General features: G+C 72.4%; 20 protein-coding genes. 10 read left to right on the forward strand and 10 right to left on the reverse strand.

The window, feature by feature from the left end; translation table 11 throughout:
- Window positions 1-39 precede the first annotated feature (39 nt).
- Window positions 40-1,422 carry a tryptophanase gene (locus VMI11_05620; GenBank protein HTY71887.1) on the reverse strand — a complete coding sequence of 461 codons (1,383 nt, stop codon included), beginning with the start codon at window positions 1,420-1,422 and terminating at the stop codon, window positions 40-42.
- A 135-nt stretch (window positions 1,423-1,557) separates the two neighbouring features.
- Here VMI11_05620 and VMI11_05625 point away from each other — a divergent pair, with 135 nt between their 5' ends.
- Together VMI11_05625 and VMI11_05630 are read left to right on the forward strand one after the other, a co-directional pair.
- Entirely contained in the window at window positions 1,558-2,433 is an 876-nt protein-coding gene (locus VMI11_05625) for a class III extradiol ring-cleavage dioxygenase (GenBank protein ID HTY71888.1), read from the forward strand.
- Window positions 2,434-2,449: 16 nt separating this feature from the next.
- Window positions 2,450-3,082 (forward strand): LysE family transporter, encoded by a 633-nt coding sequence (locus VMI11_05630; GenBank protein ID HTY71889.1) that lies wholly within the window; start codon window positions 2,450-2,452, stop codon window positions 3,080-3,082.
- 13 nt (window positions 3,083-3,095) lie between these two features.
- On the opposite strand, the gene VMI11_05635 is transcribed toward VMI11_05630, so the two are convergent.
- Genes VMI11_05635 through VMI11_05650 form a run of 4 tightly spaced genes read right to left on the reverse strand, consistent with a single transcriptional unit; the run spans window position 3,096 to window position 7,641 of the window.
- Entirely contained in the window at window positions 3,096-4,340 is a 1,245-nt protein-coding gene (locus tag VMI11_05635) for an NAD(P)/FAD-dependent oxidoreductase (protein HTY71890.1), read from the reverse strand.
- On the reverse strand, window positions 4,337-5,764 hold the full coding sequence (locus tag VMI11_05640; GenBank protein ID HTY71891.1) for an NAD(P)/FAD-dependent oxidoreductase: 1,428 nt from the start codon (window positions 5,762-5,764) through the stop codon (window positions 4,337-4,339). The genes VMI11_05635 and VMI11_05640 overlap by 4 nt, the downstream gene beginning before the upstream one ends.
- A complete protein-coding gene (locus VMI11_05645) occupies window positions 5,761-7,200 on the reverse strand; it encodes an FGGY family carbohydrate kinase (GenBank protein ID HTY71892.1) in 1,440 nt (479 codons plus the stop codon). Before VMI11_05645 ends, VMI11_05640 begins: the two co-directional genes overlap by 4 nt.
- A gap of 54 nt (window positions 7,201-7,254) precedes the next feature.
- Entirely contained in the window at window positions 7,255-7,641 is a 387-nt protein-coding gene (locus VMI11_05650; protein ID HTY71893.1) for a VOC family protein, read from the reverse strand.
- A 123-nt stretch (window positions 7,642-7,764) separates the two neighbouring features.
- Between VMI11_05650 and chrA the strand changes: the two genes are divergently transcribed.
- Window positions 7,765-8,934: a chromate efflux transporter gene (chrA, locus tag VMI11_05655; GenBank protein HTY71894.1), complete on the forward strand. Its 1,170-nt coding sequence runs from the start codon at window positions 7,765-7,767 to the stop codon at window positions 8,932-8,934.
- A 6-nt stretch (window positions 8,935-8,940) separates the two neighbouring features.
- On the opposite strand, the gene VMI11_05660 is transcribed toward chrA, so the two are convergent.
- From VMI11_05660 to VMI11_05670, 3 genes are all read right to left on the reverse strand, one after another.
- Entirely contained in the window at window positions 8,941-12,462 is a 3,522-nt protein-coding gene (locus VMI11_05660; protein ID HTY71895.1) for an adenylate/guanylate cyclase domain-containing protein, read from the reverse strand.
- A gap of 68 nt (window positions 12,463-12,530) precedes the next feature.
- Window positions 12,531-14,303, reverse strand: coding sequence for an FAD-dependent monooxygenase (locus VMI11_05665; protein HTY71896.1), 1,773 nt, complete (start codon window positions 14,301-14,303; stop codon window positions 12,531-12,533).
- 504 nt (window positions 14,304-14,807) lie between these two features.
- Window positions 14,808-15,419: a GNAT family N-acetyltransferase gene (locus VMI11_05670; protein HTY71897.1), complete on the reverse strand. Its 612-nt coding sequence runs from the start codon at window positions 15,417-15,419 to the stop codon at window positions 14,808-14,810.
- A 128-nt stretch (window positions 15,420-15,547) separates the two neighbouring features.
- On the opposite strand from VMI11_05670, the gene VMI11_05675 reads away from it, so the two are divergent.
- From VMI11_05675 to VMI11_05690, 4 genes are read left to right on the forward strand one after another with little or no spacing between them, the layout of a single operon-like run.
- A complete protein-coding gene (locus VMI11_05675) occupies window positions 15,548-16,864 on the forward strand; it encodes a DUF222 domain-containing protein (GenBank protein ID HTY71898.1) in 1,317 nt (438 codons plus the stop codon).
- A gap of 36 nt (window positions 16,865-16,900) precedes the next feature.
- Entirely contained in the window at window positions 16,901-17,488 is a 588-nt protein-coding gene (locus VMI11_05680; protein ID HTY71899.1) for a GNAT family N-acetyltransferase, read from the forward strand.
- Window positions 17,489-17,534: 46 nt separating this feature from the next.
- The gene (locus tag VMI11_05685) at window positions 17,535-17,882 is read left to right on the forward strand and encodes a metalloregulator ArsR/SmtB family transcription factor (protein ID HTY71900.1); all 348 of its coding nucleotides are present in this window, start codon (window positions 17,535-17,537) and stop codon (window positions 17,880-17,882) included.
- Window positions 17,872-18,366, forward strand: coding sequence for an SRPBCC domain-containing protein (locus tag VMI11_05690; protein ID HTY71901.1), 495 nt, complete (start codon window positions 17,872-17,874; stop codon window positions 18,364-18,366). Before VMI11_05685 ends, VMI11_05690 begins: the two co-directional genes overlap by 11 nt.
- Here the strand turns inward: VMI11_05690 and VMI11_05695 are convergent.
- The gene (locus tag VMI11_05695) at window positions 18,363-19,196 is read right to left on the reverse strand and encodes a class I SAM-dependent methyltransferase (protein ID HTY71902.1); all 834 of its coding nucleotides are present in this window, start codon (window positions 19,194-19,196) and stop codon (window positions 18,363-18,365) included. The two genes, VMI11_05690 and VMI11_05695, sit on opposite strands and share 4 nt — an antisense overlap.
- 44 nt (window positions 19,197-19,240) lie before the next feature.
- Between VMI11_05695 and VMI11_05700 the strand changes: the two genes are divergently transcribed.
- Both VMI11_05700 and VMI11_05705 read left to right on the forward strand, forming a co-directional pair.
- A complete protein-coding gene (locus tag VMI11_05700) occupies window positions 19,241-20,773 on the forward strand; it encodes an HD domain-containing phosphohydrolase (protein ID HTY71903.1) in 1,533 nt (510 codons plus the stop codon).
- Window positions 20,774-20,861: 88 nt separating this feature from the next.
- Window positions 20,862-21,272: a nuclear transport factor 2 family protein gene (locus VMI11_05705; GenBank protein ID HTY71904.1), complete on the forward strand. Its 411-nt coding sequence runs from the start codon at window positions 20,862-20,864 to the stop codon at window positions 21,270-21,272.
- 24 nt (window positions 21,273-21,296) lie between these two features.
- Here VMI11_05705 and VMI11_05710 read toward each other — a convergent pair whose 3' ends face one another.
- Window positions 21,297-22,277: a DMT family transporter gene (locus VMI11_05710; GenBank protein ID HTY71905.1), complete on the reverse strand. Its 981-nt coding sequence runs from the start codon at window positions 22,275-22,277 to the stop codon at window positions 21,297-21,299.
- Between the two features lie 85 nt (window positions 22,278-22,362).
- Here VMI11_05710 and VMI11_05715 point away from each other — a divergent pair, with 85 nt between their 5' ends.
- Window positions 22,363-22,914, forward strand: coding sequence for a CGNR zinc finger domain-containing protein (locus VMI11_05715; GenBank protein ID HTY71906.1), 552 nt, complete (start codon window positions 22,363-22,365; stop codon window positions 22,912-22,914).
- The last annotated feature ends 43 nt before the right edge of the window (window positions 22,915-22,957 follow it).

The following is a 22,957-nucleotide window of genomic DNA, read 5'->3' on the forward strand; positions in this document are numbered from 1 at the left end:
CGGCGGCACTCGAGGAGTGCCGCGTCGTGAGCCCGGTCGTTACTGGACCGGCTCGAAGGTCGCCGTGAAGTGCCGTAGCGCCGGCGGCTCGTCGACGATGCGGTAGCCGGTGAGCTCGCCCGCCCGGCCGGCGACGTGCTCGCAGACCTCGATCACGTAGTCGATGTGGCTCTGGGTGTACGTGCGCCGCGGGATGGCCAGCCGCACGAGGTCCATGGCGGCCGGCTCCTCGCTGCCGTCAGGGCGTCGACCGAACATCACGGTGCCGATCTCGCAGCTGCGGACACCGCCGGCCTCGTAGAGCGCCACCGCGAGGGCCTGGCCCGGGTAGCGCAGCGGCGGGATGTGCGGGAGCAGCGCCCGGGCATCGAGATAGACCGCGTGCCCGCCGACGGGGGTGAGCACGGGCACGCCGGCCCGCTGCAACGCGTCCCCGAGGTAGGCCGTCGAGCGGATCCGGTAGCGCAGGTAGTCGTGGTCGACGACCTCGCGCAGCCCCTGCGCAAGTGCCTCGAGGTCCCGTCCGGCGAGGCCGCCGTACGTCGGGAACCCCTCGGTGAGGATGAGCAGGTTGCGGCACTCCTGTGCGAGTGCGTCGTCGTCCATCGCGAGCCAGCCACCGATGTTGCCCATCGGGTCCTTCTTCGCGCTCATCGTCATGCCGTCCGCGAGGGAGGCCATCTCGCGGACGATGTCGCGGACGTCGCGCTCGTGCTGGCCCGGCTCGCGCTCGCGGATGAACCACGCGTTCTCGGCGAACCGGCACGCGTCGAGGAACAGCTTCTTGCCGTGTGCGTCGCACACCTCGCGCACGGCGTGGAGGTTGGCCAACGAGACCGGCTGCCCGCCGCCGCTGTTGTTGGTGACGGTGACGAACACGACCGGTACGTCGTCCCCGCGCCGGTCGAGCAGCGCGTCGAGGGCCTCGACGTCCATGTTCCCCTTGAACGGGTGGTCGGAGTGCGGGTCGCGCCCCTCGGCGATGACCAGGTCGACCGCTTCCGCGCCGGTGTACTCGACGTTGGCCCGCGTCGTGTCGAAGTGCGTGTTGTTCGGCACGACCCTCCCGGGACCGGCCAGCACGCTGAACAGGATCCGCTCGGCGGCGCGGCCCTGGTGGGTCGGGATGACGTGCTCGAAGGGGAAGAGCTCACGCACCGCGTCGCGGAAGATGTCGTAGGAGGGCGAGCCGGCGTAGGACTCGTCGCCGTGCTGGATCGCGGCCCACTGGTCCCTGCTCATCGCGCCGGTGCCGGAGTCGGTGAGCAGGTCGACGAGCACGTCCTGGGCCCGCACCCGGAACAGGTTGTAGCCGGCCTCGACGACGGCGGCGTGCCGCTGGTCCGGTGTGGTCATCCGCAATGGCTCCACGGAGTGGATCCGGAACGGCTCGATGATGGTGTGGAAGGCGGGCGAGCTCATCCCCCGATGCTGCCCGGCCACGGGCGCCGGCGGGGCTGATCGGCCGACTCGGCGGTGCTGACTGGCCCGGGAACATTCGCTTGAACGTTCAAGTTATGCCTACAGTTGCTCGAGGCGACCCCAGGAGGCGTCCAGGTGTTCAGCGTGATGTTCCCCGAGGTCGAGGCGGGTGCCTTCGAGGCCTTCCTGCGCGAGCGTGGCGAGGAGAGCCGTGCGCAGCGCGCCTGGTCGCCGGCGGACGGGCCGCTCCCGAGCCTCTACCTCAGCCACGGCGCCCCGCCGCTGTTCAACGACGCGCACTGGATGACGCAGCTGTACGACTGGGCGCTCGCCATGCCCAAGCCGACTGGGATCCTGATCGTCAGCGCGCACTGGGAGCACGCGCCGGTGATGCTCTCCTCGCCCGAGGCGGGCACCGCGCTCGTGTACGACTTCGGCGGGTTCGCGCCCGTCTACTACCGGATGACCTACCCGACTCCGGCGGCGCACTGGCTCGCGGAGGCGGTCGCGAAGCTGATGCCGGACACCGAGCCGTTGCACGTGAGCCCGCGGCGCGGCCTCGACCACGGCGCGTGGGTCCCGCTGAAGGTGATGTACCCGCACGCGGACGTACCGGTCCTCCAGCTGTCCATGCCCACGCACGACCCGGCCCGGCTGATGCAGCTCGGGGCCAGGCTGCGTCCCCTGCGCGAGCACGGCGTGCTCGTCGTCGGCTCCGGCTTCATGACCCACGGGCTCCCGTTCGTCACGGCCGACATGTGGGTCAACAACGCCGTCCCCGCCTGGTCGGCGGACTTCGACACGTGGACCGCGGAGGCGCTGGGCGCGGTGGACTGGGACGAGCTGGCGCGCTTCCGGCACGCACCCGGGATGCCGTACGCCCACCCGACGGTGGAGCACTTCACCCCGCTGTTCGTGACCCTCGGCGCCGCGACGCGACCGGCGGTCCCCACGACGCCGATCGACGACTACATGTTCGGCTTCGCCAAGCGGTCCATCGCGCTGGCCTGAGCCGTATCCTCCGCGGATGACCAGCGCGCTCCTCGCCGGGTACGGTGTGGGGCTGCTCGTCGCCCTGCAGGTCGGCCCGATCTTCCTGCTCTGCGCCCGCACGTCGGCGCGCTTCGGCTTCGCCCCCGGTGCGGCGATCGGCGGCGGCGCCGCGACCGTCGACCTGCTCTACGCCGCCCTCGGTGCCCTCGGCGCCTCGGTGCTCCTGCGGGCCTCCGCCCTCCGGCTCGGACTCGGGCTGCTCGGCGCAGGAGTGCTGGCGTACCTGGGGATCCGCACGCTGCACGACGCGTTCCGGGTCCGGATCGGCGGGGAGTCCGACGAGGAGGTGTTCTCCACCGGCCGGGCGTTTCGCACCGCGCTGGCGGCCACCGCGTCGAACCCCCTGACGATCCTCACCTGGGCGGCTGTGTTCTCGGGCGCCGCCGTCGCCCAGGTCGCGGGGAGCACGCCGGCCGCCGTCGCCTTCGTCGTGGGGACCGGTCTCGGCTCCCTGACGACCCACCTCCTGCTGGCCGGCTCGATGGCCGCGATCGGCGCGCGGCTCGACCGTACGGCGCTGCGCGCGATCGACGTCCTCTCCGGCGTCGGCCTGGTCCTGTTCGCGGGAGCGCTCGGCTGGCGCAGCGTCGAGTCGAGCCGCACCTGACACGGGCCGGCGGTCAGCGCAGGCTGACCGTCACGGGACCGGCGTCGAGGTCGACGCGGCTCCCCCAGCGGGCGGAGACGTCCACCGGGCGGTTGGGCACCAGGGTGAGCCCCGATCGCTGACGGTGCAGCAGGCGAGGTCCCTGGCGGACCTCGAGCACCGGGCGCGCCACGAACTCGGTGCTCCACACCACGAAGCGTCCCCGGGGCGGGGGCGGGCCGGTCGGGCCCACGCGGTTCGGCGCCACCCAGCGCAGCGGATGCTCGGCCCTGACGGCCACGTCGGGCTCCGGCACGGCGCCGGAGAGATGGCCCAGCACCTGGGCGGACACCGCCGCTCCCTCCAGCGCGACGACGTCGGCCGTCTCGACACCGCGCAGCAGGTTGCCGACCGCGAAGACCCCGGGACGCGAGGTCCGCAGGGCGGTGTCGACGGACGGCCCGCGGGTGCCCGGGTCGATGGCCAGTGCGCCGCGTCGCGCGAGCTCGTGGTCGGGGATCCAGTCGCCGGTGAACACCACCGTGTCGGCCTCGATGACCTCGAGGCGGCCGTCGGGCCGGCGTACCTCGACCGCCTCCAGCCGGGGGTGGCCGAGCAGGCGGGTGAGCGCCGATCCGGTGAGCAGCGGGAAGCGGTAGCGCGCGGCCGCCGCGACGCGGAAGGCGAGATAGGACTGCTGGCGCGGCAGGTCGGTGACCATGGCCGCCACGCGGACGCCTCCGTGCTGCAGGGTCAGCGCCGCCGAGAAGGAGACGTGCTCGGCGCCGACGACCACGGCACGCGTGCCGACGCGCTGGTGGTGCACGTACACCGCTTGCTGCAGCTGGCCGGTGGTGTACACCCCTGACGGGCGGCTGCCGGGCACGAGCCGGGCCGAGCGCGGGCGTTCGCGGGCACCGGTCGCCAGGACGACCGCGCGAGCGGTGATGAGCTCCAGACCGCCGGGGCTGACCGTCTCCAACGTGAGCGGGCCGGCCCAGCCGGTGGCCGTGACCCCGGTGCGCAGCCACGCGCCGGCCTCGAGCGCGAGATCGGTACGGCGGCGCGCGTACGCCGGACCGGTCATGGCGCGGTGCAGGTCGCGCAGCCCGTAGCCGGTGTGGTGGCTGTGGCGCGGGATTCCGCCGGGTCGCTGCTCGCGATCGAGCACCTCGACGACGCCGGCCCCAGCGCGCGCCAGCTCCATGGCAGCCGACAGCCCCGCGGGGCCTGCCCCGACGACGAGGACGTCCACGGCACGGGCCAAGAGGTCGCTCACCGGCCGCCCTCCGCGCCGCCCCCGGCCATCGCCCGGCGGCGCTCGACGAGCGCCTCGACCTCCGCGCCGCAGAAGAAGCCCTGGCAGCGACCGTTGAGCGCGCGCGTACGGCGGCGCAGTCCGTCGATCGAGCGCGGCGGGATGGGCGAGCCGAGCGCGTCGCGGATCTCACCGAGGCTCACCCGCTCGCAGTGGCACACGATGCGCCCGTAGTCGGGGTCCTCCGCGATGAGGTCCGCGCGCTGGTACGGCCGCGGGGACGCCTCCCCGATGGTGGGCATCCGCGGCGTGACGACGTCGTGGCGCTCCCGGGCGTCGAGGCCCGCCTCCTGGAGCAGCCCGACGACGTGCTCGGCGATCGCCATCGACGCGGTGAGGCCGGTCGAGCGGATCCCACCGACGCAGACGTAGGCCTGATCGGCGTGTCCGCGCAGCTGGTAGTCGCCGTGCTCGGTGGCCGCCCGCAAGCCCGCGTAGACCGCCGTCACCTCCTCGGCGACCAGCGTCGGCAGGATGCGCGCGCCCTTGTCGCGCAGGAGCGCCAGCCCCTGCGCCGTGGAGCCGGTGTCGGTCTTGTCCTCGAGGTCCTCGGCCGTCGGGCCGAGCAGCACGTTGCCGAAGACGGTCGGCGTGACGAGCACGCCCTTGCCGAGCACGCTCGGCACCGGCAGCAGGATGTGGCGGACCAGAGGGCGGGCCAGCTTGTCGTAGACGATGAGCTGTCCCCGGCGCGGGGTGACGCGGAAGTCGTCGTGGCCGAAGACCCGGTCGAGCTCGTCGGAGAACAGCCCCGCGGCGTTCACGACGTAGCGGGCGCTCACCTCCCCTCGGCTGGTCCGCAGCCGGTGCGCGAGACCACGGTGCCCGGGCGAGACGGACTCGACCCGGGTCGCGAGGAGCAGCTCCACCCCTCCGGAGACCGCCTCGGTGGCGAAGGCGAGCGGGGTGGTCCACGGGCACACGATGGCCTCGTCGGGGACCTCGAGGGCGCTAAGCGCACCGGGGCCGAGGTGCGGTTCCCGCCGGTAGAGCTCGTCGGCGTCGACGATGCGGGTCCGGAGGTAGCCGTTCGCCTCGGCCTTGGCCCGCAGCCCCGGCAGGGCGTCGCGCTGCTCGTCGTCCCACGCCACGAGCAACGCACCAAGGCGCTCGACCGCGATGCCCGCGTCGGCGGCGTACGCCGACAGCAGCTCGTGGCCGCGCCGGACCAGGCTCGCCTCGAGCGTCCCCGGCGTCGCGTCGAAACCCGTGTGCAGGATCGCGGTGTTGGCCTTCGAGGTCCCCTCGCCGACGTCGGAGGCGGCATCGACGAGGGCGACCGCGAGGTCTCGGTGCGCGAGCTCGCGCGCGATCGCGCAGCCGACCACGCCGGCGCCCACGACCACGACGTCGTAGGCCGCCCGGGACCCCGCAGCCGGGTTCACGTCGGCTCCCGCGCGGTCAGCCGGCGAACGGCCGCCCGGTAGCTCGCCAGCCGGGCGATGGCCTCGTCGGCGCTGACCGCCGGCTCGTACACCGCGGCCGGCTCCCAGCGAGGCACGGCATCGGCAAGGCGCAGCCTCGGGTCCAGGCCCAGCCGCGCGGCGGTCGCGACCCCGAGCGCGGTGGCGTCCGGGGAGGCGTACACCTCGACCGGCATCTGCAGGAGGTCGGCCTGGGTCTGCATGAGCAGCCTGCTGCGCGTCAGCCCCCCGTCGACCCGCAGCATCGACAGGGGACAGCCCAGGTCCTCGGCCATGGCGTTGCTGAGCTCGACCACCTGCGCCGCGATGCCGTCGCAGAGCGCGCGCACGACGTGGCCCCGCGTCGTCTCCAGACCCAGCCCGCCGAGGGCCGCCCGTACGTCGCCGCGCCAGGACGGTGCCGCCAGCCCGGCGAAGGCGGGCACGAACGTGACCCCTCCCGTGTCGTGGACACCGAGCCCGAGACCGTCGATGTCCTCCGGCCCCGAGAGCAGCCCGACGTCGGTGAGCCAGCGGACAGCAGAGGCCACCGTGTAGACCTGGCCGTCGAAGCAGTACGTCGGATCGCCGGCGAGGCGCCACGCCACGCACGCCACGAGGCCGTGCCTCGACCGCCGAGCCGGGGCTCCCGCGTTCGCCAGGACGAAGGCCCCGGTGCCGTACGTGCACTTCGCGCTCGCCGCGTCGAGACACCCCTGCGCGAGCAGTGCGGCCTGCTGGTCGACCAGCAGACCGCTCACCGGTACCGGCGGGCCGAAGGCCGTGGTCGTCCCGACGGCGCCGGCGCAGTCGACGACCCTCGGCAGCCGTTCCCCGGCGAGCCCGAACGCGGAGACCGCGTCCATCGACCACTCGCAGGTGTCGAGGTCGAGCAGCATCGTCCGCGAGGCCGTCGAGGCGTCGGTGACGAGCTCGCCGGTGAGCCGGTGGACGAGCCAGCTGTCGCTGGTCGTGACCATGCCCTCGCCGGTGAGATGGCGGCGCAGCCAGGCCATCTTCGGCGCGGCGAAGTACGCGTCGAGAGGCAGTCCGGTCGTCTCGGCGAGCGTCTCGGCGTGCTCGCCCATCTCGGCGCAGATCTCAGCGGCGCGACGGTCCTGCCAGACGATCGCGTCGGTGTACGGCTCCCCGGTCGCGGGGTCCCACGCGAGCACGGTCTCGCCCTGGTTGGCCAGGCCGACGGCCGCGACCGGCTCCCCCGCGGCTGCGAGCGCCTGATGCCCGGCATCCAGCACGGAGGCCAGCAGCTCGCTCGGGTCCTGCTCGACGGCCCCGCCGGCGCCGTAGCGGGGGCGGACCGCGGTGGCCCCGACGCCGATGACGCCACGGTCGGGACAGACGACCAGGGCCTTGGTACCCGAGGTGCCCTGGTCGATCGCCAGCACGTTGCCCGTCATGGTCACCGACACCCTATGAGGCGAGCACCGGTGCGGCGCGAGAGACGGCGCCGGCTACGACCGCTGCTGGACCACCTCGACGAGGTTGTCGGCCGGGTCGAGAACCCATGCCGTGCGCAAGCGCCCGGCCTGGAAGTCCTCCGGCGCCCTAAGCGGCCGGCCACCGGCACGAAGCATCAGCTGGTAGGCCGCGTCCGCGTCGTCGCACCAGAGGCAGACCTCCATCGCGTTGCCCTCGCTGGAGACGTCGAGGCCGTGCACGTCATGGGCAGCGGCGACCGACGCGATCCCCAGCGTGAGGCCGAGGCTGCGGACCTCGACATGTTCCGGGACGCCCTCGCGAGGCGTCCGGTAGGTCTCCTCGAAACCGATCCCCCTGTAGAACGAGACGCACGGCTCGACGTCGTCGACGAACATGTTGATCTGGAACCCGGAGAACATGAAACGACCCTAGGGCCTGCACGCCGAGGCGGCGTCGGATGAGGAACCCGATATCGTCCCGAAGACCCGAGTCCGACTATTGGAGCCCGGCATGGTGGCGACGAACAGGCTCGCCCGAGCGCGGTGACCGACGCCGACCGCGGTCCGGTCACGCCGTCCCTGCTGACCGTCCTGCGCGAGTGGGGCCGGATCGGCTGCATCGGCTTCGGGGGGCCGCCCACGCACATCAAGCTCCTCCGCGCGCTGTGCGTGGAGCAGCGGCGGTGGATCGACGCGACGGAGTTCGAGGACGCGATCGCGACGTGCAACCTGCTCCCGGGACCGGCGTCGACCCAGCTGTCCATCTACTGCGCGTGGCGCCTGCGTGGTCGGGCCGGTGCCCTCGTGGGCGGAACCGCGTTCATCCTGCCCGGCCTCGTCGTCATCCTCGCCCTGGCGGCGTTGTTCCTCGAGGGTGCGCCACCGACGTGGGTCCTCGCCGCCGGGGCGGGCGCCGGCTCGGCGGTGGCCGCGGTCGCCGTCCATGCCGGGGTCGGCCTCGTCCCAGCGAGCTGGGCGAGGAGCGCGGCGCGCGTGCGTTGGGCGGCGTACGTCCTCGCCGGTGCCGTCGCCGCCGCGACGCTGGGCCCGCGGCTGGTGCTCGTGCTGCTCGCGTGCGGGGGAGTGGAGCTCCTCCTCCGGCGTGGCCTGCCCCGTGGCCCGGCGCGACCGGGCCTCTCCCCGCTCCCCCTCCTCGGCGTGGGCACCCTGAGCGCCGGTGTGCTCCTGAGCGTGGCGTGGGTGGCCATCAAGGTCGGCGCGCTGTCCTACGGCGGCGGCTTCGTCATCATCCCGCTCATGCAGGGCGACGCCGTCGGCCACTACCACTGGATGACCGGCGCCCAGTTCCTCAACGCCGTGGCTCTCGGCCAGATCACCCCGGGCCCGGTCGTGCAGACGGTGGCTGTCGTCGGCTACGCGGCAGCCGGGCTCGTCGGAGGGGTGCTCGCCTCGGTGGTGGCCTTTACCCCCTCCTTCCTGTTCGTCCTCCTGGGCGCGACCCGCTTCGACCGCATCCGGGCCGACCAACGGGCGCGGGCCTTCCTCGACGGTGCCGGCCCGGCCGCGATCGGGGCGATCTTCGGCTCGGCCATCCCGCTCACGCGCGCGTTGACGGAGCCGTGGCAGTTCGCCCTGCTGGCACTGGCCGCGATCGTCCTGCTCGCCCTGCGTCGAGGCGTCGTCGCGACCCTGCTCGCCGCCGCGCTCGTCGGGATGGTGGCTGTCGCCGCCGGAGCACCGCTGCCGGGGTGATCGGCGTCACGCGGTCGTGTCGAGGGCGACGGCTGAGGCGACGCGGCGACGGTCGTCGAGGGCGGCCAGCCACCCGGAGGCGCCGATCCGCTCGTAGACCGACCGGGCCTGGGCGAACCTCGCGGCCGCCTCCTCATGACGACCCTGGCCGGCGAGCCAGGCGGCGTGGTCCTCGACGGCACGCGCGCCGAGGCCGACGATCCCGAGGGACATCAGCTGGTCGGCGCCCTCACGCAGGTCGGCATCGACGCGAGCCGGGTCGTCGCCACGGGCAGCGCCGATCAGGCCGGAGAGCCGGCGGTGGTGCGCCAGCACCGCGGAGGACAAGATCCCCGGCGGCGCATCGGTGACGGGCTCGAGCAGCTCCTCCGCCAGGTCGGGGTCGTCGACAGCGAGAGCGGACTCGACGAGCGACGGCCAGACGTGGACGAAGTCGTCCTCGAGGCCGCTCGCGGCGAGCAGGTGACGCAGGCTCTCGCGCAGCAGCTCCGGAACTCCCGACGTCTCTTCCCTGCGGACCAGCTCGTTGGCGCGCTCGGAACCCACCCAGGCCATGACGTTCTCCTGGTCGGCATCCTCGGACCCGACCGCCGGCCAGCCCCGGCTCTCCCCGCGCGCCTCGTCCAGCCACCTCCCGAGAGCCGACACGATGGGCAGGACCGACGAGTCGGTCACGTCCGCCGCCTCCTCGTCCATGGACGTCGCGGCCTCGCCGAGCCGACCGCTCAGCCACAGCAGCAGGCAGCGGTTGATGAAGGCGCCGTCGATCGCATCGCGCACACCGGAGCGGTGTGCCTCCAGCAACGCCTGGTCGGCCCAGCCGCGCGCTACCGCGAGGTCACGCCCGGCGTCGAGGATGAGCAAGTTGTTCAGGGCGTTGGACAGTGCCTCCGGGAAACCGTGCTCGCGGGCGATCTCGGCGGCGTTGCGATAGGCCAGCCCAGCGGAGACCGGCGCCCCCATGACGAGGTACCGGTTGCCGACGTGCAGATGTGCCCGTGACAGCGAGGAGAAGTCGCCGAGGCGCTCGGACAGCTGGAGCCGCAGGTCGAGGAGCGGGGCCACTCGATCGTCGCCCAGGGAGTCGTAGGCGAGCGAGAGCGCCGACGCCAGGCGCAGGCGCGCAGAGTCGGTCTCGGGGCCGGGCGGCAGCGCCTCGTGCACGGGGGCGGCGACGCGGACGGCGCCGGCGTTGTCGCCCGCCCTCGCCATCGCCTGGGCCTGGATGCCAGTCGCCATGGCCGCCGAGACGGAGTCGCCACGCCCGAGGTGTTCGTGACGCGCCAACTCGGCATGGCTGATCGCTACCGCCCAGGCCCCGGCCTCGTACGCCACCTCGGCAGCGGCCTGGTGCAGGCGGCCGATGTCTGCAGCGTCCCGGTTGCGTGCGATGGCCGTCTCGAGCAGGCGCAGCGACTCGCCCGGCGAGCCCAGCCGTCGCGCGCGGTCCGCGGCGCGCTCCAGCCACACACAGGCGCGGGCGATGAGCTCGTCGACGTCGTCGGTGGCCGCCGAGGAGTCGACGGCGTCCAGCAGGTGCTGGGCGACGATCGCCGCCAGCTCGTCCGCCGACTCCTGCTGCGACTCGAGGAAGTCCGCGGCGGCGAGGTGCCGCTGTTTTCGCTGCCGCTTGCCCAGCGTCGAGTAGGCGACCTGGCGGACCACGCCCTGGACGAACCGGTACGAGCCGCGCTCGGCGGAGAAGCGATCGGTCTCGAGACTGAAGATCTCCTTGCGTTGCAAGGAGGCGAGCACCGGCTCCAGGTCGACAGAGGGGTCGCCGAGCGCTCGCAACCCGCGGTCGGTGAAGGCCAGGCCGAGGACCGAGGCGTCACTGACCACCTGGCGTTCGACCGGGGTGAGAGTGTCGAGACGCGCGGCGACGAGCGCCTGCAGCGAGGCGGGGGCGCTGCCCTCGGCGGTGGCGACGGTCAGCCGGTCGGTGGCTACGTAGCGCCCGCCCGACGGGACGACGAGGTCGTGGTCGATGAGCGAACGCACCGTCTCCACCGCGAACAGCGGGATCCCCTCCGAGCGGCGGGCAAGCTCGTCGCGCACGGGGGACGGCAGCTCGCCGACGAGTCCGTCGAGCAGCTCCGCCATCACCGGCTCGTCCAGGACGTCCAGGCGGACCACCGAGGTCCGCCGACCGCCGAGGTCCGGCCGACGGGCCAGCAGCTCGGGACGTGCCAGCGCGAGGATGAACAGCGCGTGCCGCGCCGTGGAGAGCAGGTAGTCGACGAAGTCGAGAAGTGCGTCATCGGCGTACTGCGCGTCGTCGATGACCCAGATCACGGGGGCGTCGCCGCCGACCGCGGCGAAGAACGCCGCCCACGCCGCGAACAGCTGCTCACGCGGGAAGGCGCTGTCGGTGTCGTCACCGATGAGGGTCGCCAGGCGGGGCCGGATCCAGCTGCGCTCGGCCTCGTCCGCGACGTACTGCGCGAGTCCGGCGTCCAGGGAGTCGAGTGCGCTTCCCGCGTCGTCGGACTCGACGACCTGCAGACGACCCCGAACCGCCTCCGCGAGCGCCCAGAAGGTCGCACCCTCCCCGTAGGACGGGCACCGGCCCCGGTGCCAGCGCACGGTCGCGGCGAGCCCGTCGCAGTACTTGTCGAACTCCCACGCCAGCCGCGACTTGCCGACTCCCGCCTCACCGTCCAGCACCACGAGCCGCGGCCGGCCGGCGTCCGCCGTCGCGTGGAACAGGTCCTTGATCAGGCGGACCTCGGCGGCACGGCCCACCAGGGGCGCCTCGAGCCCGTCCATTCGTCGGGCCCCGCCGACCTCGGCGACGACCTCGCGCGCGTGCCACAGGTGGACCGGCTCGGCCTTCCCCTTGAGCTGGTGTTCGCCGGCGTCGCGATAGGCCACCGAGCTCGCCGTGAGCGCGTGGGTGGTGTCGTCGACCCAGACCTGCCCGGGCTCGGCGCTCGCCTGGATCCTCGCCGCCGTGTTCACCGCGTCGCCGGCGACCATGCCCTCGGCGGTGGCGCCGACGGTCACCGCTACCTCGCCGGTCAGCACGCCCACGCGCATCGCGAGGGTGGGGACACCCTGCTCGGCGCCCAGGGCCGACACCGCCTGCAGCAGCTCGAGTCCCGCCCGGACCGCGCGCTCCGCGTCGTCCTCCCTGGCGACCGGGACCCCCCAGACGGCCATCACGGCGTCGCCGATGAACTTCTCGACGGTGCCGCCGTAGCGGCCGATGACGGTGCGGCACCGGTCGAAGTACTGCGACAAGAGGTCGCGGACCTCCTCGGCGTCCCGGGTCTCGCTCAGCGGGGTGAAGCCCACCAGGTCGGCGAACAGCACCGAGGCCACCCGTCGTTCAGGGAACGCCCCGGACTGCTCCCGCTGGGCCGGACGGCCGTTGTCCAGAGCCGTCCCGCACTCCGAGCAGAACCTGCCGCTCGGCGCCGGAGCGCCGCAGCCCGGGCACGCCCGCTGCGCGAGCGCGGTGCCGCACTCGGGGCAGAACTTCGCACCGGGGACGACCTCGGCGCGACAGGTCGGGCAGGCGCTCACGTACACCCCCACCCTGCGGTAGACCGATGCCGAGACGATACCGAGCGGGTCGGCGCCGAGTCCGCTGTTCAGCGATTCGCCCCGGTCGTGCCGTCGGGCTCGAGGGCGAGGCAGCGACGAATGACCCGTCGGAGGTCCTCGGTCGGGTCGGCCGGCGCTTCGACGCTGCGCCACGCCACATGCTGGTCCGGGCGCACCAGCACGCACCCGGACTCGGCAGTCTCCGAGAGCTCCGCCCAGGCGCCGTACAGGTCGACGACCTCGCAGCCGGGGCCGATCCGGACTGCCGACAGCGGTACGCCGAGCTCGGCTCCGACCTTCGCGGCGGCACCCAGCCAGGCGGCACCGCGGTTTCGGGCCAGCAGCGTGAACCGCTCCGGCTCGGCGAGGTCGAGGGTGGAGCGCGTACGACCGTCGACGCCGACCCAGCAGTGCGGGACGCGAGATCCCGGCCGGCTGCTCGCCTGGTAGTACAGCTCCGGGTCGCGCTCGTCGTGGAGCGGCGCCGCCCCGTCGTCGATGACCGCGGCGGAGGCGTACACCTGGTTCATCTCCACGCCGTGCGCGTGGTAGCTGTACACCTTGGACCGCTTGGCTCGTTCGAACGCCGCGCGGCGCTGCTCGCCGGCGTCGGTGTCGGCGAAGAGCTCGGCGAACTGAGCCTCGCGGACCTCCGGTGCCGCGGAGGGATCGATGCCCAGCGCCTGGACCACCTCCGGGTTCTGCCGCCAGCTCGCGATGGCCCGATCCACCACCTGCCGCCCGACCGGCTGCCGCTCGTCGCTGTAGGTCTCGAGCAGCCGCTCCCCCGCTCCCCAGCGCAGCACCGCGGCGAGCTTCCAGGCCAGGTTGAACGCGTCCTGGATGCAGGTGTTCCCGCCCAGCCCGTTCATCGGCGGGTGCCGGTGGACGGCGTCCCCGGCGCAGAGGACCCGACCCGCCTGGTAGCGCTCGGCGATGACGTGGTTGATGCGCCACGGGAACACGCCGGTGACCCGGACGTCGATCGTGTCGTCCTGGATGATGTCGCGGACGTGCTGCTCGACCTGGGCAGTGCTGAGGTCGGCCACCGATGCCCCGAGGTGGACGAACCCGATGACCCAGTCGTCCCACGGACGAACCATGCGCAGCATGGCGTTGCCGAGGTTCTCGGGCCGGTCGGGCTGGAGGATCCAGTACAGCGACCCCGGCCGGTGCGCGACGTGGCGCGAGAGGTCGGCGCTGAACCGGACGTTGAGCGCGGGCGCGAGTCCCTGGGTCCCGACGAGGGGCAGCCCGACCGCGTCGGCGACCCGGCTCTGACCGCCGTCCGCGCCCACGACATAGCGAGACCTCACCTGCAGTTGCTCGCCGCTGACCAGGTCCTCGAGGACCGTGGTGACGCCGTCCTCGTCCTGCTCCAGGGTCAGGAACCTGGTGTCGAAGCGAACCGTCGCCCCGAGCCGTTGCGCCTCGCCGACCAGGATGGGTTCGAAACGGTGCTGCGGCAAGTCGCACCCACGGCCGGGGCTGGCGGCCGCGTACTCACCCAGCCGGGCCGGGTCGTTGCCCCACGTCCACATGCGTCCGAACTCGCGTCCGGCGACCGCGGTCATCATCACGTGGTTGGCCATCAGCTCACCCGGCGCAGCCTGTTGGTAGCACGCCTCCTCGAGGCCGACGGCCCGCATCACCTCCATGGTCCGCTGATTGATGATGTGCGCCCTCGGCGAGTCGGCGACCCAGTGGGTCTGGCTGATCGCGAGGGTGTCGACGCCGTGCCGCGCGAGCAGCAGAGCAGTGCTGGCCCCGGTGAGCCCGGCCCCGACGACCAGCACCTCGGTGTCGACGCCTAGGGCCATGGGGGCTCTCCTCCTGGTGCACCGGCGCCGGCCGAGCGGGCGCGCCTCGTGCCATCACCCTGTCGCGGTCACCTCCGAAGGGAAGGAGGCCGCCGGGAAAGCAAAGGTTGCAGATTCCGTGATCCCGACTCCGGCGCAGACCACGGTTGGATCGACGTTGCATCGGGCGCGTGACGGCATCGGGAACGTGGGGGCAGTTCGCCCAGATGCTCCTGGCGCAGGAGTACACCTCGTGGACGCGGGAGAGCGTGGCGCACGCGTGGAGGCCCGTGGGCGTCTCCTCGGGGCGAGCACTGAGCACCCCTCTCCAGGAGACGACCTACCTCTGCGTGATCGCTCGCGACCACTCCTCGGTGGGCACGCAGGTCCACGTCACGTGGGGCAGTCCCGGCACGGCTCAACGCGAGATTCGCGCTCTCGTCGTGGCGCTCCCCTTCAAGCGGGACCAACGAAGGACGGACGTGTCTCTCCGGCACCACGAAGAGCCCGGCCCAGTCGGCTCGATCAGGCGAACGCCGCCTCTCGCCACATCGTCGTCACGACGGGGCCTTCGGAGAACGGCTCGAAGCGGTCGCGCACCGTGAAGCCGTATCGCTCGTAGAGGGAGACGTTCGCCGGGTTGCTGGCCTCCAGGAAGCACGGCGTGCCGATCTGGTCCACCGCCGCGAGGTTGTCGTCGAGCAGGCTCAGCCCGCGGCCACGGCCCCGGTGCGCGGGGTCGGTTCCGAGCAGCGAGAGGTAGTGGTGGGGCTCGTCGCGCGGATGGTGCTCGTCGAAGAGCTCGAACGCGCGCAGCACTCGATCCGCACCCGTTCCAAGTCGCTCGCGGAGCCCGTCCTCGAGCTCCTCCTCCTGCGCCGGTGCCAGCTCGGTTCCCCCGGGTGGGATCCAGACGGAGACGGCGACCTCGTCGTCCGTGAGCCACACGAAGGGGTAGCGAAGCGCCCCGCTGACGAACAGTCCCCAGAGCCAGCGGTGCTGTACGCGCCTGGCCGACTCATCCGGGAACGCGGACGCCCAGGTGGGGTCGTCGTGGAAGGCCTCGACCAGGATCTCCACCGCTCGTGCGGTCTGCTGCGTTCCTTGGACGACATGCGGCGGGTGGCTCTGGCTCACGCGACACCTCCGCAGGACGGGTATCGAAGCATTGTGCCGCTTGCAGCACGTCGTCACCGCTGAGATTCGTCGATTCCTGTTGATACGACTGGAGAAGACTGTCGGAGGGCGGGTCTAACGTCGTGGGCATGAGAACACTCGCGGCAGCCGCGAGCATGCCGGGTCCCGCCGCGGTGTCGGCCGCGTCGGAGGCGATCGGTCAGTTGCAGAGCGCCTCGTGGTGGACGGCATCGACGAGCGAGCTCCTCGAGAGTGCCCTCGCGCTCGAGGAGGTGAACCGCCTCGTGCAGGCCGCGCGTCTGGAGCTGCTCGCCGAAGTCGAGACCCGCGGCGCGGCGATCGAGGCCGGCGGCCGGTCCACCGTCGACTGGCTGGTCCGCACCGGAGGTCTCTCGCGTCATGAGGCGCGCCGCGTCACGAGGCTCGCCGGCAAGATCGGGACGCACGCGCCCGCGGTCCGCGACGCGCTACGCGCCGGCGAGATCGACATCCCGCACGCCGAGGTCATCGCGACGGCGATCCAGGAGCTCACGCAGCGCGCCGCACGGATGCGCGCGCCCCTCGACCGGGCCGAGATCGCGAAGGCGGAACAGACGCTGCTCGAACTGGCTCCGTCCTTGGACCCCTCGAGCCTGCGGGCGGCCGCGGCCCACCTGCTCGACCTGGTCGCGCCGATCCCGCCCGAGGAGAAGGACCTGGTCGAGCCGGTCCGGGAGTTCACCTGCTCGAAGCTGCCGGATGGTTCGGGCTCGGTGCACGGCTCCCTGGACGCCGAGGGGATGGCCCTGCTCGAGGCGGCGCTCTCGCCGCTGTCCGCACCGCGCCCCACGGCCGCGGACGGACGCGACGCCCGTACGCCGGCAAGGCGACGCGGCGACGCCCTCGTCGAGCTGGCCCGCCGATCCCTCGCCGACGGCGGACTTCCCGGCGAAGGCGGCTCGCCGGCGACGGTGGTGGTCACCCTCGACCACCAGTCGCTGGTCGGCAACGTGGGCACTGGCACGCTCGACGACGGGACCGAGCTGGCGCCCGGCCTCGCCCGCCGGCTGGCTTGCGACGCCATGGTCATCCCGGCCGTGCTGGGGACGTCCTCGCAGGTCCTGGACATCGGGCGCGCCTCCCGAACCGTGCCGGTCGGGATGCGCCGCGCCCTCCTCGTGCGCGACGGCGGGTGCGCGTTTCCGGGGTGCGGGCTCCCACCTGCGTGGACGGACGCGCACCACATCGTGCCCTGGTCGCAGGGCGGCGAGACCCGGCTCGACAACCTTGTCGCGCTGTGCGGCCACCATCACCGACTCGTCCACCACAGCGACTGGGAGGTCGCCATGGCCCTCGACGGGATGCCGACCTTCCGGCCACCGCCCGGGCTGGCCGACTCGGTCGTCATGCGCGATCCGACCTGGCGCCTCGACGTCGACCGGCGCTTTGGGTCCGACGCGGCGTAGGTGAGGTCGGTCGTCGGCTTGCGGCATGCTGGCCGGGTGAGCGACGACGGGCCGACGTACACCACGGGCCTCCTCACGCCCGAGACCTGGGACGACTTCGCCACGCTCGTGGAGGCGAACAACGGGGTGTGGGGAGGCTGCTGGTGCATGGGCTTCCACCCGGAGGGCGTCGGCAAGGGCCACACTGTGGCGGGGAACCGAGCCGCGAAGCTCGCCCATGTCACTGCGGGCACCGTCCACCAGGTCCTCGTCTACGCGGGCGCGGAGTGCGTCGGGTGGTGCCAGTTCGGCACACCTGTCGAGCTGCCGACCATCAACAACCGGGCAACCTACGCCAAGGGCCTGATGGCTCTGCCCGACTGGCGGATCGGGTGCATCTTCACCGGAAGCCGGCACCGGAGGCGCGGCGTGGCCCGCGCGGCGGTCGCGGGAGCCCTCGCCGCGATCAAGGAGGCAGGCGGCGGCCTCGTCGAGGCCTACCCGGAGCAGGTCGAGGGTCGCGAGCCGCAGCGGGGCGCGTACTTCCACACCGGCCCCGAGGACCTGTTTACCGACTTCGGCTTCACCCGTGACCGCCAGATCGCCAAGTGGCGATGGGTGATGCGCCTGCGCGTCGAGGGGTGAGCGATACACCCGTTGACACATTCCAATATCGGAATATGTTTGTCCCGTGGCCCGCTCCTCCACCACGTCGGACGTGTTCAACGCGGTTGCGGACGCACGTCGCCGCGAGATCCTGGACACGCTGATCACCGGCGAGAAGGCGGTCGGGGCGATCGTTGACGACCTGTCGATGCCCCAGCCCCAGGTGTCCAAGCACCTGAAGGTGCTCAGCGAGGTCGGACTCGTCACCTGCCGGGCGGACGGGCGTCGCCGTCTGTACCGCCTGGAGGCGGCGCGTCTTCGGCCGTTCCAGGACTGGCTGGGCAAGTACGAGAGGGCGTGGAACGACCGAATGGATCGGGTGGACAACTACCTCAGGGAGCTTCAACGACAAGGAGACCGGCATGGCAGTTGATCGGCACGGGTCGGCGGTCATCGAGTTCCCCAACGAGCTCGAGATCGTCCTCACCCGAGAGTTCGATGCCCCCATCCAACTCGTGTTCGACGTCCTGACGAGGCCCGAGCACCTCCGCAAGACCCTTGCGCCCTTCGGCGAGCAGGTGACGGTGTGCTCGGTGGACCTGCGTGTAGGTGGTGACTACCGCTTCGTTTTCGTGACCGACGACGGGACCGAGATGTCCTTCCGCGGCACCTTCCTCGAGGTCGAGCCCCCGAGGCGGACCGTCGAGACGTGGCGGTTCGAGGGATGGCCCGATGTGGAGGCTGTCGAATCGATCGATCTGTCCGAGACCGACGGAGTGACGAAGCTGCGGCACAGCCTGAAGTTCCGCGACAAGGCGGGCCGTGACCACATGACCAAGACGGACGGACTCGAGGCGAACTACGACAACGTGGCAGAGCTGCTGAGGTCGCTGGTCGAAGCCGAGGGAAGCGCCTAGGGCTCAGCCTTCCGGGCGGTGACCAAGACGGCGGCAGTGGTCGAGCGGATGGGCCGGCCGAGGTCGCGCTCCAGGTCGACGATCGAGGCCTCGAAGACGGACTGCTGGTCCGCGGTGAGGTGGTGATAGGGCGACAGCGTGCGCAGGAGCGCGATGAGCTCAGTAGCCGTACGTTCCCAGACGACGGGCACGGCCGCAGCCCGCACATCGTCGAACAGCCGGCCGGCGGCGCGGGCGAGGTCGCGCTGAGCGACCCAGGACCACACCTCGGAGACGTTCGCCCTGCGTTTCTCGATCCCGGCCATCAGCGCGGGCAGCGACCGGAGCGCCGGCCAGGCCGCGGCTGTCCGCGGCGCGGCCCGACGCAGCGCTTCCAGCTGCGCCGCCTGGTCGTCGTCGTCCTCGATGCCGCAGTACTGGAGGAGGGCCAGCGTCCCCCCTGGCGACAGCGCACCGGCGGCACGCGACCAACTGACGTCCGGGTCGATCCAGTGCAAGGCCGACGCCGAGAACATCGCCGGGAACTGACCGCCCAGCTCCGCCTCCTCGAACGGGGCGTTCACGAAGCGGACGCCGGGCGCTTCCCTCGCCGCCAGGGCGAGCAGCCGGCTCCCGGGATCGACCGCGGTGACCTGCAGTCCCCGCGCCACCAGGCTGCGGGTCAGCTGACCCGATCCGCAGCCCACCTCCAGCACCGGGTCGCCCGCCGCGAGGCCGGCACAGGCCAGATCCACCAGATCATCCGGGTATGTCGGCCGGTAGGCGTCGTACTCAGCCGCGATCGAGTCGAACACGCCGCCGAGCTGTCGTCCCGAGCCGTCGACGTCCACGGCCCCACAACGTACGCCCGGCTTCTCGCGCCTAGAGTGCGGACGTGAGCGCGGCGATCGGCATGGCCGGGGTCGTCGCGGCGTTGTCGGTGACGAGCGACCTCACGCGCGGTCACCCGCCGGGCGAGGCCATGCGTGCCTGCCTACTGGCCAGCGAGCTGGCGCGCAGGAGCGGCCTGTCGCAGGCACGACGCAACGACGTCTACTACACGACCCTGCTGCGCTTCGCGGGTTGCCCGGCCACCTCTCACGAGCTGGCCATGACCTTCGCGGGCGACGACGTCGCGGTGCGAGCCGCCGCCGACCTGGCCGACACCACCCGACCCACAGAGGCGCTGCGGCTGCTGGCGGGCCTCGGCACCGGGCTGGACCGCGCACGAATCCTCGGCCGGTCCCCGGTGATGGCCCGCATCGCGGCCGAAGGTGCCCGGGCCGACTGTGAGGTGGGTGCGGAGCTGACCCGACGGATGGGCCTGCCCGATTCCGTGCGAGCCGCGGTGTTGCAGGGATTCGAGCGATATGACGGCCGTGGGGCGCCTGACGGAGCCCAGGGCGAGGACATCGCTGAGGCGGCACGATTCGCCGCTGTCGGCTTCGCCGCGGTGATGTTCGACGCCGTCGGCGGCACAGCAGAGGCCGTCTCCACGGTACGGCGATGGGCTGGACGGGCGTTGGACCCGGCGATAGCCGGGCTCTTCCTCGATGCTCCGGAGGAGCTGCTGCGTCTCTCGGACCCGGACGACGTCTGGGAGGCGGTGGTCGCCGCGGAGCCGGCTCCCCGCCGTGCGTTTCGCGACGAGGCGGCCCTGGAGGAGACCCTGGCCGCGTTCGGCGACGCGGCCGACCTCAAGGCCCCCTGCTTCCATGGGCACTCCCGGGGGGTCGCCCAGCTGGCTCGTGATGCGGCCACCGCGCTCGATGCGGGACTCGCGGCGACGGCGTACCGCGCCGGCCTCGTGCACGACCTCGGACGCGTCGCAGTCCCGACAGGCATCTGGGAGCGCGCCGGCCCACTGCGACCGCCGGAGTGGGAGCTCGTGCGCCTGCACCCCTATCACTCGGGCCGGATCCTCGCCCGCTCCCCCGTGCTCGCGCCGCTCGGCCTCGCAGCCAGCCGGCACCACGAGCGCAGCGATCGCAGCGGCTACCCCGCCGGAGTCCACGCCGCCGAGCTCGATGCCGTGTCCTGCGTGCTCGCCGCCGCCGACGTGCTCCACGCCCTGGGGGAGCCGAGACCGTACCGGGCCGCGCACCCACCGCGTGAGGCCGCACGCGTGCTCGCTGGGCTACCGCTTGACCGCGACGCCGTGCGAGCCGTCCTCGAGGCCGCTGGGGCGCCGCGCACACCGATGCCACGCCTGCCCGCCGCCCTCACCGAGCGCGAGCTCGACGTCCTCCGGCTGCTCGTCGCCGGGCGGACCAAGCGCGCGGCCGCGGCCGAGCTGTTCGTGTCGCCGGCCACGGTGCACACCCACACCGTCAACCTCTATGCCAAGTGCGGGGTCAGCACACGCGCCGGGCTCGCGATGTTCGCGATGGCGCACGGACTCGTCTCCCCCCGGCCGGGCTCCGAGTAGGCCGGATATCGACTGAACAGTCGAGGAGCCGGGTCGGCGCGACTCCCTAGCGTGGCGCCACAGTCTTATCGTCGACCGAGGAGCCACCATGACCGCCACCCCCACCACTGTCGATGCCGCGACCGCCGTCCGGACCGGCTTCGAGGCTTTCGCCCGCGGCGACCTCGAGGCGTTCGCGGCCGTGTTCGCCGAGGACTCGACCTGGAACCACCGAAACGACGACACTCTGGGCGGCGTGCACCGCGGAATCGACGCCATCATCGCCTTCCTCAACGAGTCCGGCCGCCTCACCGCGGGGACATTGAGGGCCGTGCCGGGCACCGTCATGACCGACGGCGGCTCTCACGTCGCCGTCGTCACCCGCGTCAGCGGCACCAGGCCGGACGGCCGCAGCTTCGACGACGAGCAGATCGTGCACTTCGTGGTCACCGATGGGCTCATCCGGTCCGCCGACCAGTACATCGGCGACCCCACGGCGGTCACAGCCTTCTGGGCGTGACGCGCGCGGCTCGCTCGCCAGGTCTCAGCGAGCGATCTCGTCTCGGGGCGAGAGCTCCAGGAGGAGGCGCTCCCGCTCGAGATCCGGTTCTGGCAGCGCCCCGACGTTCTCGTCGAGCCGGACCAGCGCGACCCCCGCCAGGACGAGGATGCCCCCGAGCATCTGGACGGTGCCGATCCGTTGCCCGAGCAGCAGCCACGCGAAGACCGCGGCGAAGAGCACCTCGCTGAGGCCGACGAACGAGGCGAGCTTGACGCCCAGGACACGGGCGGCGCGGATTCCGGTCAGGTACGACACGGCGGCGGCGACGAGCGAGAGACCGAGGACCGGCACGAGCCAGCTCACTCGGTGCTGGACGAGCACCACGTCCGTCGACGACGCGGTGTACGGGACGGCATGGACCAGACCGAGCACGACGAGGGCAAAGCCTCCGGTGACGAGACCTCCCCACGCCAAGGCGAGCGGCGGAAGGTCGTCGTGGACCCGTGCTGACAGCACGAAGAACGTCGCGAGACCGAGCGCGGCGCCGAGTCCCCAGAGCACCCCGACCGGGTCGAGACGATGCTCGCCCCACACGTCGAGCACGAGCGCGAGACCCACGATCACGACCGCGATCCCGCTCGTGGTCAACCGGCGCGGCCGCTGGTGGTGGCGCAGCCATAGCCAGCCGACGATCATCACCGTTCCGAGGTACTCCAGGAGCAGCGCGACGCCGACCGACAGGTGCGTGACCGCGTTGAAGAAGCACCACTGGGCGCCCGCGACCGCCACGAGCCCGTAGGCGAGAACCATGCGGGACTGGGAGACGTACAGGCTCCAGCGGCCCCGCATGACGTGGATGACGGCGGGTGTCAGCGCGGCCGCGGCTACGAGCAGACGGGCCGTGACCGCCGCCGCGGGCGACCAGCCCGTGCGCAGGAGCGGGGTCGCGAGGCTGCCCGACGTGCCGAACGAGGCCGCCGAGACGGCGGCGAGTCCGAGACCCTGCAACGATGACCGGGCCATCACGTCGCGACCTCCCGTCGGGACAATGTAAGGAGTAAAATGCTTTACGGAGATGACACTAGGCGATGCCGTGTTAGGAGTCAACGTGATCTTTGCTCATGACACGGAGCAGGCGCTGCAGAGTGCCGCGGCCCTGATCAACACCGACGACCCGGATGGCGAGCGACTGCCCGACGTCGCCGCGCTGGAGGAGTTCGTCCGGGTCTGGGGCTGGAGCGGTGAGCTCCGGCACGACGAGGCCGAGCTGCTCGCCGTACGGGCGCTGCGCCCGCGACTGCGGCGGATGTGGACGGCGGACCGGGACGAGGTCGTCGAGATCGTGAACGCCATGCTGCGCAAGGCGCATGCCGTCCCCCAGCTGGTCCGACACGACGGATGGGACTACCACCTGCACGCCACGCCGCCGGATGCTCCCCTGGCGACCCGGATGGCCGTCGAGGCGGCGATGGCGATGATCGACGTCGTCCGCGCCGACGAGCTCTCCCGCCTGCGCGTGTGCGACTACCCGACCTGCAGCAGCGTCGTCGTGGATCTGTCGAAGAACCGCTCCAAGCGGTACTGCGACGCGGGCTGCGGCAACCGCGCGGCCGTGGCGGCGTACCGCGCGCGCAAGCAGCATGCCGCCGACACCTCCTGACCAGGCTCTGACATCCTCTCGGTTGGCACCACCACGTTCCGTA

Source organism: Actinomycetes bacterium (assembly GCA_035506535.1).
Classification (GTDB): Bacteria; Actinomycetota; Actinomycetes; order DATJPE01; family DATJPE01; genus DATJPE01.